Consider the following 9,687-nt stretch of genomic DNA (forward strand, 5'->3'; position numbering starts at 1 on the left):
GGCGGCGGGAGGGCGGGTCGGAGCCTGCTGAAACCCCTTCGCCGGTCCTCCGGTTGCGTAACCGCACCCCTGCCGTGAGCGTTGTCAGTGCGGACGGTTAATCTGCTGATCAGTCAGTTCTTGCGGTCGCTCACCGGGGTTGGGAGGTCGGCATGGGAGCGCTCGTCTGGTTGTTGATTCCGCTGATGGCCGGGATCGTCGCCGGTCTGTGGGGCAGCTGGGCCAACCGGACCCGGAAGGTACGCAGCGACGGACCCGAGCTCGACGGGTACGCGCGCTTCCGCGAGGCCATGGAGAAGTCCCACTCCGGTACATGACAGAGGTGGGGCTGACGGTGCGCTGACAGCGTCGTCCCGTACTGTCTTGGCATGCCACGCCGCACCGCGACGATGCTCGCCTCCACCCTGATGCTGATCGCGCTCCTGTGCGCGGGAGTCTTCATCCCCGTGCCGTACTCGGAGATGTCCCCCGGGCCCACCGTGAACACGCTGGGGGACCACGACGGCGAGCCGGTGCTGCAGATCTCCGGGCACAAGACCTACGCGGCGAGCGGGCATCTGAACATGACCACGGTGCGGGTCACCAGCGCCGACTACAAGATGAACCTCGTCGAGGCCGTCTACGGATGGCTCGCGCACGACTACAAGGTCGTGCCGCACGACACGCTCTACCCGAACGGCAAGACCGAGGAGCAGTCGACCCAGGAGAACGCCGAGGAGTTCAGCCAGTCCCAGGAGAGCGCCAAGGTCGCCGCCCTGAAGGAACTGAACATCCCGGTGAAGTCCTGGGTGATCGTCTCGACCGTGGTGAAGGACTCGCCTGCCGAGGGCCGACTGCACGCCGGAGACGTGATCAAGGCCGTGGACGGCACCGCCGTCAAGCAGCCCACGGACGTGGCGAAGCTGGTGACCAAGCACCAGCCTGGCCAGAACGTCGTCTTCACGGTCGTGCCCGCGAAGGACCAGGCCGCCGCCGAGAAGGCGAACAAGACGGCGACCAGGACCGAGGACATCACGATCAAGACCGCCACCTCGGACGACAGCGACCCGAAGCGGGCCATCGTGGGGATCTCGGCGGGGACCGACCACACCTTCCCGTTCTCGATCGACATCAAGCTCGCCGACGTCGGCGGCCCCAGCGCCGGCCTGATGTTCGCCCTCGGCATCTACGACAAGCTCACCCCGGGCGACCTCACCGGCGGCAAGTTCGTCGCCGGCACCGGCACGATCGACGACACCGGCAAGGTCGGCCCGATCGGCGGCATCGAGATGAAGACCGTCGGCGCGCGCAGCAAGGGGGCCCAGTACTTCCTGACCCCGGCGGAGAACTGCGCCGCCGCGGCCAAGGACACCCCCGGCGGGCTCAGGCTGGTCAAGGTGAACACGATCGCGGACGCCCTCGGCGCCCTGAAGGACATCCGCAGCGGTGACACCGCCGCCCTGCCGAAGTGCACGACCAAGGGCTGACAAGCGGTTCCGGTACGACGACGGGGGCGCCTCGCACAGCAGGGGCGCCCCCGGTCGTCGTACCCGAAGAGGTCGATCCTCTCGTCGTGCCCGAAGAGGTCAGTCCTCGAAGGTCGCCGCCAGGGCCTCGGCGAGGCCGGGCACGAGGTCGGAGCCCGTCAGGACCTCCGTCGGCGCGTCCTTCTCGCGGAGCCTGAGGGCCGACTCGCGGGCGCCGTCGCGCAGGACCGCCACCGTCATCCGGACCTCCTGCCGGTCCGGGTGCTCGGCGACCCAGCGGGCGAGCTTCCGGTCGTCCAGGCCCTCCGGGACGGACGCCTCGGCGGACGGCGGCAGCATCAGCCGCTCCACGGTGAGCGCGCAGCCGGCCACCGCGTCGGGCCAGGCGATGGTGGCGAGGAACTCGTCCAGCGGGCTGTTCGCCGGGATCTCGTCCTGCTCGACGGGGGTGAGACCCGAGGACTCCTGCTCGTCCTCCAGGCCGAGCTGGGCGGCGAGAGCCGGTTCCTCGGCCCGCAGCCGAGCGGTGTCTACGAGGGCGAAGAGGCGGGCGGGCTGGTCCCAGCCGAGGCCGGAGGCGTACTCGTCGATCTCGAGCACGGCCCGGGTGAGCGGGCTCGCCGCCATGGGGGTGTTGGACATGGTCACAATCCTGCCTCGTTCATGGCCGGAATCGGGAACCGAGTAAACGGTGAGTAAGTTGCATAGGTGTGGGCCCGCGATCACGAGGGGCCACGGAGGGGCTCACGAACACCCGGGGGCCTGACGAACCGACAGCGACTTCGAGGTGCGCACCTTGGCTTTCCAGATGCCGGACCGCGGCGGAGGCCCGACGGGGCCACGGATCAGAGCGGGCCGCCCGTCCCGGCGAGTCCGGGCCCTGCTCATGACACTGGGCGTGCTCGCCGTTCTGGGCATGGCCTTCACCATGTTCGCGGGCTTCTGGACGGACTGGCTCTGGTACCGCTCGGTGAAGTACTCGTCCGTCTTCACCACCACGCTGTGGACGAAGATCGGCCTGTTCTTCGTCTTCGGTGTGCTGATGGCCCTCGCGGTCGGCGTCAACATCTGGCTCGCGCACCGGCTGCGGCCCCCGCTGAGTGCCATGTCCATGGAGCAGCAGAGCCTGGACCGCTACCGGATGGGCATCGCGCCGTACAAGAAGTGGCTGCTGCTCGGGATCACCGCGCTGGTCGGCCTGATCGCCGGTGCCTCCGCCTCCAGTCAGTGGCGGACCTGGCTGATGTGGGTCAACGGCGTGCCCTTCCACCAGAAGGACCCCCAGTTCCACCTCGACGTCTCCTTCTACGCCTTCGACCTGCCCTGGTACCGGTTCCTGCTCGGTTTCGGCTTCGCCGCCGCGATCCTCTCGCTGATCGCCGCCGCGCTCACGCACTACCTGTACGGCGGCCTCAGGGTCACCTCCCCGGGCGCGCGCGCCACCGCCGCCGCCACCGGCCATCTCTCCGTGCTGCTCGGCATCTTCGTCGCGCTGAAGGCGGTCGCGTACTGGCTCGACCGGTACGGCCTCGCGGTCAAGTCCAGCGACTTCAAGGCGACCGGCAACTGGACCGGCCTCAGGTACGTCGACGCCAACGCCTATCTGCCGGCGAAGACGATCCTGTTCTGCATCGCCGTCATCTGCGCGCTGCTGTTCTTCGCCACCCTGTGGCGACGCACCTGGCAGCTGCCCGTGATCGGCTTCGGGCTGATGGTGCTCTCGGCGATCCTGATCGGCGGCCTGTACCCGGCGATCGTGCAGAAGTTCCAGGTCCAGCCCAACGAGCAGGCCAAGGAAGCCCCGTACGTCCAGAAGAACCTCAAGGCGACCCGCGAGGCGTACGGCATCGACGACACCAAGGTCACCGAGTACTCGGGGACGAGCACCACCAAGGACCAGACGAAGCTGCGCGACGACGTCGACTCCACGGCGAGCATCCGCATCCTGGACCCGAACATCGTCTCGCCGACCTTCCAGCAGCTCCAGCAGATCAGGAACTACTACGCGTTCCCGAACAATCTGGACGTCGACCGGTACAGCAAGGACGGCAAGGAGCAGGACACCGTCATCGGTCTGCGGGAGCTGAACCTCAACGGCATCCCGAAGAACAACTGGATCAACGACCACTTCCGCTACACCCACGGCTACGGCGTGGTCGCCGCCAAGGGCACCGAGGTCGAGGACGGCCAGCCCGTCTTCACCGAGTCCGATCTGCCGTCCACGGGTGACCTGGGCGAGTACAAACAGCAGATCTACTACGGCGAGAAGACCACCACGTACTCGATCGTCGGCGGTCCCCAGAAGGAGATCGACTACTCCGACGACAGCGGCGAGAAGACCACCAGCTACAAGGGCAAGAGCGGGATCAACCTCGACAACCCGGTCAACCGGGCCGCCTACGCGGTGGCGTTCAACGAGCCGCAGATCCTCTACTCGGGCGCGATCGGCAAGGGTTCGCGGATCCTCTACAACCGCACGCCCAAGGAGCGCGTCGAGGCGGTGGCGCCCTGGCTGACCATCGACGGCGACGCATATCCGGCGGTGGTGGGCGGCCGTATCCAGTGGATCGTCGACGCGTACACCACCACCAACGGCTATCCGTACGCCTCCCGTACGACGCTGGGCGACACGACGGCCGACTCGCTGACCGCGACCAACAACAACCGCGCGGTGGTGGCCCAGCAGAACCAGGTCAACTACATCCGCAACTCGGTGAAAGCGACCGTCGACGCGTACACCGGTGAGGTCAAGCTCTACCAGTGGGACACCGAGGACCCCGTCCTGAAGACCTGGATGAAGGCGTTCCCGGGCACGGTGGAGCCGAAGGCGGACATCTCGCCCGACCTGCGGGCCCACTTCCGCTACCCGCAGGACCTGTTCAAGGTCCAGCGCGAGCTGCTCACCCGCTACCACGTCACCGACGCGCAGACCTTCCTCACCGGCAGTGAGGTGTGGCAGGTGCCGGACGACCCGACCAACAAGTCGGGCAACGCGGTGCCGCCGTACTACCTGAGCATGAAGATGCCCGGGCAGTCCGCGCAGGCGTTCTCGCTGACGACGACCTTCACACCGAACGGCCGCGACAACCTCAGCGCCTTCATGGCGGTCGACGCCGACGCCGGCACCAGTGACTACGGCAAGATCAGAATCCTGAAACTGCCGACGAGCACGACCGTCGACGGACCCAAACAGGTCCAGAGCAAGTTCAACTCCGAGCAGGACATCGCCGCGGCGATCAGACTCCTCAAGGGCGGCGACTCCGACATCGAGTACGGCAACCTGCTGACGGTGCCTCTCGACGGAGGACTGCTCTACGTGGAGCCGGTCTACGTACGCGGTGGTGGACTGAAGTACCCGCTGCTGCGGAAGGTGCTGGTGACCTACGGAGGCAACACCGCCTTCGAGAACACCCTGGACGAGGCCCTCAACAAGGTCTTCGGGGCGCAGAGTTCGACCTCGCCGCCGGACCAGGGGACGACCACCCCGCCGCCGACGTCCAGCAACCCGACGGTCCAACAGGCCCTGAACGACGCCCAGAAGGCCTTCGACGCGGGCCAGGAGGCCCTGAAGAAGAACGACTGGACGGCATACGGCAAGGCGCAGAAGGACCTCGAGGACGCGCTCAAGCGGGCCGAGGCCGCGCAGTCCCAGGCCGACAGGACCAGCGGCAACGGCAACAAGAGCGGAAGCAGTGCCAAGCCCAGCAGCAGTCCCAGCCCAAGCGGCAGTTCGGGCGGCAGCTGATCAACTGCCCCTCCCGCGTCGTGATACGGTTGCACAACAACGACGCGGGGTGGAGCAGCTCGGTAGCTCGCTGGGCTCATAACCCAGAGGTCGCAGGTTCAAATCCTGTCCCCGCTACTGCAGTCGAAGGCCCGGATCCTCCAAGGATCCGGGCCTTCGTGATGTGCGAACGGATGTGCCGGGGGAGGGGACCGCCGTGCCGCCTCGGGGAGTCGCGTGCCGTGTGTTTGACTTGTCTCTCTGTGGGCATGTCGACAAAACGCTGAAGTGACCTCACTGGCTGCGGTATACCAGGTGTACCCAGGTTGCAGGTGGTGCGACGATGGACGTTATGGGGGACAAGGCAACTCTGTTCGAGACAGGGCGATTTGTGCAGCCATCCCAGGGGGACGCGGGGGAGGCTGCTGAAGAGGCTGCCGAGGAACTGCGTCAGCGGCTCGCCGCCGAGGCCGGCGACGTCGAGGCGATGAGTGTTCTCGGGGCCATGCTGCTGCGCCGTGGCGATCTCGACGGAGCCGAGCCCCATCTGCGTGCCGCCACCGCCGCGGGCGACCGCGCCGCCGCCAACAACCTGGGAGTCCTGCTGCACCAGCGCGGCTACGCCGAGGAGGCGGCCGGCTGGTGGCGGATCGCCGCCGTCGCCGGATCCGCCGCGGCCGCGCACGCGCTGGGCCGCCACCACCGCGAGCGCGGCGACGAGCCCGCCGCCGAGTACTGGCTGCGGCAGTCCGCCGAGCAGGGCCACCCCCTCGGGGCGTACGCGCTCGCCGACCTGCTGGAGCACCGCGGGGACGGCGGGGCCGAGGAGTGGATGCGGGCCGCCGCCGAGCGCGGGCACCGGGAGGCCGCGTACCGGCTGGCACGCGTGCTCGACCGCAGAGCGGCCGACGAGGGCGAGGACGGGGCCGACAACGGTGTCGCGCCGCTGGAGGAGGCCGAGCGGTTCTACCGCCAGGCCGCCGCGCGCGGACACCGCCGGGCCGCGCTGCAGCTCGGGGCGATCCTGGAGAAGCGCGGCGAGCTCAAGGAGGCCGGGCGCTGGTATCTGACCTCCGCCAAGGACGGCGAGGCGCGCGCCGCCTGCGCGCTGGGCTTCCTGCTGCGGGACGCCGGGGACACCGAGAGCGCCGCCGTGTGGTGGCTCAGGGCCGCGCAGGACGGGGACGGCAACGCGGCCAACGCGCTGGGGGCGCTGCACGCCGAGCGCGGGGAGCCGCAGACCGCCGAGCGGTGGTACCGGGCCGCGATGGACGCCGGCGATGTGAACGGCGCCTACAACCTCGGGCTGCTCTGCGCCGAGCAGGGACGGACCGCGCAGGCCGAGCAGTGGTACCGGCGGGCCGCCTACGCCGGGCACCGGGAGGCGGCGAACGCGCTGGCCATCCTGCTGCTGCAGGGCGGGGACACGGCCGGGGCCGAGCCGTGGTTCTCCAAGGCGGCCGAGGCCGGGAGTGTGGACGCCGCGTTCAACCTGGGGATCCTGTACGCAGGGCGGGGCGAGGACGTCGTCGCGCTGCGGTGGTACGAGCGTGCCGCGGCCGCCGGGCACACCGAGGCGGCGCTGCAGGTCGGCATCGCGCGGCTGCGCGACGGGGACGAGACGGCGGCCGAGCGGCATCTGCGGTGCGCGGCCGGCGGCGGCAGCGCCGAGGCCGCGTACCGGCTGGCGACCGTGCTGGACGCCCGGCGGCCGCCGGAGCCGGCGCACGAGCTGGGCGAGACGGTGCACGAGAAGACCGAGTGCGAGGAGTGGTACGAGCGGGCGGCTTCCCAGGGGCACCGGCGGGCACAGGTGCGGGTCGGGATGATGGCGGCGGCTCGCGGGGACGTCGTGGAGGCCGCGCGGTGGTACCGGCTGGCCGCGGAGGCCGGGTCGCGCAACGGCGCCTTCAATCTGGGGCTGCTGCTGGCCCGGGAGGGCAGCGAGCCGGAGGCCGCCGTGTGGTGGACGCGGGCCGCTGACGCCGGGCACGGGCGGGCGGCGCTGCGGCTGGCCCTCGTCTACGCGCGTCGGGGCGAGCTGGCGGAGGGGCAGCGGTGGGCCGATCGTGCGGTATCGCTGGGGCCGGGGGAGGTCTCGGAGCGGGCGGCCCGGTTGCGGGACGCGTTGCGGGAGGAGCTGTCCGCATGAGGCCGGGGGACCAGGGGCGGTTCGGGGTTCGGGACGAGAGCGCTGGTCGTAAGCGATTTGCTTCCCCAGGTGTCGCTGACGTAATGTTGCGTTCACCGACGCGGGGTGGAGCAGCTCGGTAGCTCGCTGGGCTCATAACCCAGAGGTCGCAGGTTCAAATCCTGTCCCCGCTACTGATGGCCGAGGGGCCGGAACCCAGAGATGGGTTCCGGCCCCTCGGCGTTTCCAAGGAGCCCCTGGACAGCACGAAGCCCCGGCGCCAGAGCGGTGCCGGGGCTTCGGAAGTGCGGTTACGCGGACGCGCAGTTCGGGCAGACGCCGCGGTAGGTGACCTCGACGTCCGAGACCGTGAAGCCGAAGCGCTCGGAGTCGGGGAGGTCGGCGAGCGGGTTGCCGCTCGGGTGGACGTCCTTGATGGCGCCGCAGCGGGCACAGACCAGGTGGTGGTGCGGCCGGTGAGCGTTCGGGTCGTAGCGCTTGGCCCGCTTGTCCGTGGCGACCTCGAGGACCTCGCCGAGGGAGACCAGCTCCCCCAGCGTGTTGTAGACGGTCGCCCGGGAGATCTCGGGCAGCTTGGCGACGGCTCTGGCGTGGACCTCGTCGGCGGTCAGGTGCACGTGCTCGCCGTCGAGGACCTCGGCCACGACGCGTCGCTGCGCGGTCATCCGCCATCCGCGTCCGCGCAGCCGTTCCAGAAGGTCGCTCATGCTGTCCAGCCTAACAGAAAGGGACCAGGTCGCGAATGGGTGTGATTTTAGACGGGGTCTAATCGGCGGAGGCCAGGGCAGGTGGGGCCAGGGCAGGTGGGGCCAGGGCAAGTCGGGCTAGCGCAGGTGGGGCTAGCGCAGGTGGGGCCAGGCGAGGCCGGTCCAGGGAAGGCGGGTGGTCTAGGGGAGGGTGGCCATCTGCTGCCGCGCGGGCGCCCAGCAGCGGATGATGTCGCGGACCGAGACGATGCCGACGGTCTCGCCCCGCTCCAGCACGATGAGGTGGCGGAAGCCGCCGTGCGCCATGGCGCGAGCCGCCTCCTCCAGGGTCCAGGACGGTGCGGCGAAGACGACGTCGGTGGTGGTGTGGGCGTGGGCGCGCTCCGTGTCGGGGTCCTGGCCGAGGCCGACGGCGTTGAGGATGTCCCGTTCGGTGAGGATGCCGATGCCGCCGGCGTCGGGGTCGAGGACCACGGCCGCGCCGACGCGGCGCGCCGACATCAGGGCGGCCGCCTGGCGGAGGGTGTGTGCGGGGCCGATGGTGAGGACCACCGTGCTCATGGCGTCGCGGACGAGCATGGTTTCGAGCCACCTCCTGATGGAATCCGTCACCGTCGGGCTCCCGGTGCCCGATAGTTCAGGGATTCACAAGTTCACAAGTGGGGGAACTCTCAGAGTGGCAGGTAAAGCGGGGGTCAACAAGGGGGCGTGGGCGGCCGATTGAGGGCGTGCGCGCTCATCTGTGTGTTTCGGTCTGCCTCAGTAGCGCTGGTTGAGATACCCCAGCAACTCGTCGTGCAGCAGGCCGTTCGACGCGGCCGCGTTGCCGCTGTGCGGGCCGGGGCGGCCGTCGAGCCCGGTGAAGGTGCCGCCGGCCTCCGTCACGATGATCGCGTTGGCGGCCATGTCCCACAGGGACAGCTCCGGTTCCGCGCAGATGTCGACCGCGCCCTCCGCGACCAGCATGTACGGCCAGAAATCGCCGTACGCGCGTGTGCGCCACACCTCGCGGGTCAGGTCCAGGAAGCCGCCCAGCCGCCCCTGATCCTCCCAGCCGCTCAGCGAGGAGTACGCGAACGAGGCGTCCGTCAGCTTCGAGACCCGCGAGACGTGCAGCCGGGAGGACGAGGACAGGCTGCGGCCGGTGAAAGCGCCGTGGCCCTTCGCGGCCCACCAGCGGCGGCCGAGGGCGGGGGCGGAGACGACGCCGACGACGGGCTGGAAGCCGGTGTCGCCGGCCTCCATCAGGGAGATGAGGGTGGCCCAGACGGGGACGCCGCGTACGTAGTTCTTGGTGCCGTCGATCGGGTCGATCACCCAGCGCCTCGGGCCGGTGCCCTGGATGCCGTACTCCTCGCCGAGGACCGCGTCGCGGGGGCGGGCGCGCTGGAGCTGGCCGCGGATGAGTTCCTCCGCCGCCTTGTCCGCCTCGCTCACCGGGGTCATGTCCGGTTTCGTCTCGACCTTGAGGTCGAGGGCCTTGAAACGGTCCATGGTCGCCGCGTCGGCGGCGTCCGCGAGGACGTGGGCGAAGCGGAGGTCGTCGAGGTAGTCCGGCATGTGACGAACGGTATCCGGCGTGGTCGGTGCGGGGCCATAGGGGGCCGACGGGTGATCGGTGCGGGACGGTGCGGGGGG

The 9,687-nt window shown here is 69.7% G+C and carries 8 protein-coding genes and 2 tRNA genes; 6 read left to right on the forward strand and 4 right to left on the reverse strand.

The annotated features are described in order from the left end of the window. The first annotated feature begins 152 nt into the window (after positions 1 to 152). Complete coding sequence (locus tag GRC12_RS37120) at positions 153 to 317, forward strand: hypothetical protein (protein ID WP_165954872.1); 165 nt, start codon at positions 153 to 155, stop codon at positions 315 to 317. A 51-nt stretch (positions 318 to 368) separates the two neighbouring features. Continuing rightward, entirely contained in the window at positions 369 to 1,466 is a 1,098-nt protein-coding gene (locus GRC12_RS37125) for a YlbL family protein (protein WP_208784540.1), read from the forward strand. Positions 1,467 to 1,565: 99 nt separating this feature from the next. On the opposite strand, the gene GRC12_RS37130 is transcribed toward GRC12_RS37125, so the two are convergent. Beyond that, positions 1,566 to 2,108 (reverse strand): PPA1309 family protein, encoded by a 543-nt coding sequence (locus GRC12_RS37130; RefSeq protein WP_208784542.1) that lies wholly within the window; start codon positions 2,106 to 2,108, stop codon positions 1,566 to 1,568. Positions 2,109 to 2,274: 166 nt separating this feature from the next. On the opposite strand from GRC12_RS37130, the gene GRC12_RS37135 reads away from it, so the two are divergent. The 4 genes from GRC12_RS37135 to GRC12_RS37150 all read left to right on the forward strand — a co-directional run bounded on the left by GRC12_RS37135 (position 2,275) and on the right by GRC12_RS37150 (position 7,515). Continuing rightward, on the forward strand, positions 2,275 to 5,211 hold the full coding sequence (locus tag GRC12_RS37135; protein WP_244374349.1) for a UPF0182 family membrane protein: 2,937 nt from the start codon (positions 2,275 to 2,277) through the stop codon (positions 5,209 to 5,211). A 43-nt stretch (positions 5,212 to 5,254) separates the two neighbouring features. Further along, positions 5,255 to 5,328 (forward strand) — tRNA-Met (locus GRC12_RS37140). 205 nt (positions 5,329 to 5,533) lie between these two features. Then, positions 5,534 to 7,342, forward strand: coding sequence for a tetratricopeptide repeat protein (locus GRC12_RS37145; RefSeq protein WP_208784547.1), 1,809 nt, complete (start codon positions 5,534 to 5,536; stop codon positions 7,340 to 7,342). A gap of 99 nt (positions 7,343 to 7,441) precedes the next feature. After that, positions 7,442 to 7,515, forward strand: a tRNA-Met gene (locus tag GRC12_RS37150). Between the two features lie 117 nt (positions 7,516 to 7,632). Here the strand turns inward: GRC12_RS37150 and GRC12_RS37155 are convergent. From GRC12_RS37155 to hisN, 3 genes are all read right to left on the reverse strand, one after another. Next, complete coding sequence (locus tag GRC12_RS37155) at positions 7,633 to 8,049, reverse strand: Fur family transcriptional regulator (RefSeq protein WP_133044534.1); 417 nt, start codon at positions 8,047 to 8,049, stop codon at positions 7,633 to 7,635. 180 nt (positions 8,050 to 8,229) lie between these two features. Continuing rightward, positions 8,230 to 8,628, reverse strand: a complete 399-nt coding sequence (locus GRC12_RS37160) for a CBS domain-containing protein (protein ID WP_208784550.1) — start codon at positions 8,626 to 8,628, stop codon at positions 8,230 to 8,232. Positions 8,629 to 8,808: 180 nt separating this feature from the next. Further along, complete coding sequence (gene hisN, locus GRC12_RS37165; RefSeq protein WP_133044536.1) at positions 8,809 to 9,609, reverse strand: histidinol-phosphatase; 801 nt, start codon at positions 9,607 to 9,609, stop codon at positions 8,809 to 8,811. Between the last annotated feature and the right edge of the window lie 78 nt (positions 9,610 to 9,687).

Source organism: Streptomyces griseorubiginosus, assembly GCF_017614965.1.
Lineage (GTDB): Bacteria > Actinomycetota > Actinomycetes > Streptomycetales > Streptomycetaceae > Streptomyces > Streptomyces griseorubiginosus_B.

Excerpts from the sequence above, each read along its gene's own strand:
- GRC12_RS37135 (WP_244374349.1), top strand. The coding sequence starts at position 2,275 with ATGCCGGACCGCGGCGGAGGCCCGACGGGGCCACGGATCAGAGCGGGC.
- GRC12_RS37125 (WP_208784540.1), top strand. The coding sequence starts at position 369 with ATGCCACGCCGCACCGCGACGATGCTCGCCTCCACCCTGATGCTGATC.
- GRC12_RS37160 (WP_208784550.1), bottom strand. The coding sequence starts at position 8,628 with ATGCTCGTCCGCGACGCCATGAGCACGGTGGTCCTCACCATCGGCCCC.
- GRC12_RS37120 (WP_165954872.1), top strand. The coding sequence starts at position 153 with ATGGGAGCGCTCGTCTGGTTGTTGATTCCGCTGATGGCCGGGATCGTC.
- hisN (WP_133044536.1), bottom strand. The coding sequence starts at position 9,609 with ATGCCGGACTACCTCGACGACCTCCGCTTCGCCCACGTCCTCGCGGAC.
- GRC12_RS37155 (WP_133044534.1), bottom strand. The coding sequence starts at position 8,049 with ATGAGCGACCTTCTGGAACGGCTGCGCGGACGCGGATGGCGGATGACC.
- GRC12_RS37130 (WP_208784542.1), bottom strand. The coding sequence starts at position 2,108 with ATGTCCAACACCCCCATGGCGGCGAGCCCGCTCACCCGGGCCGTGCTC.
- GRC12_RS37145 (WP_208784547.1), top strand. The coding sequence starts at position 5,534 with ATGGACGTTATGGGGGACAAGGCAACTCTGTTCGAGACAGGGCGATTT.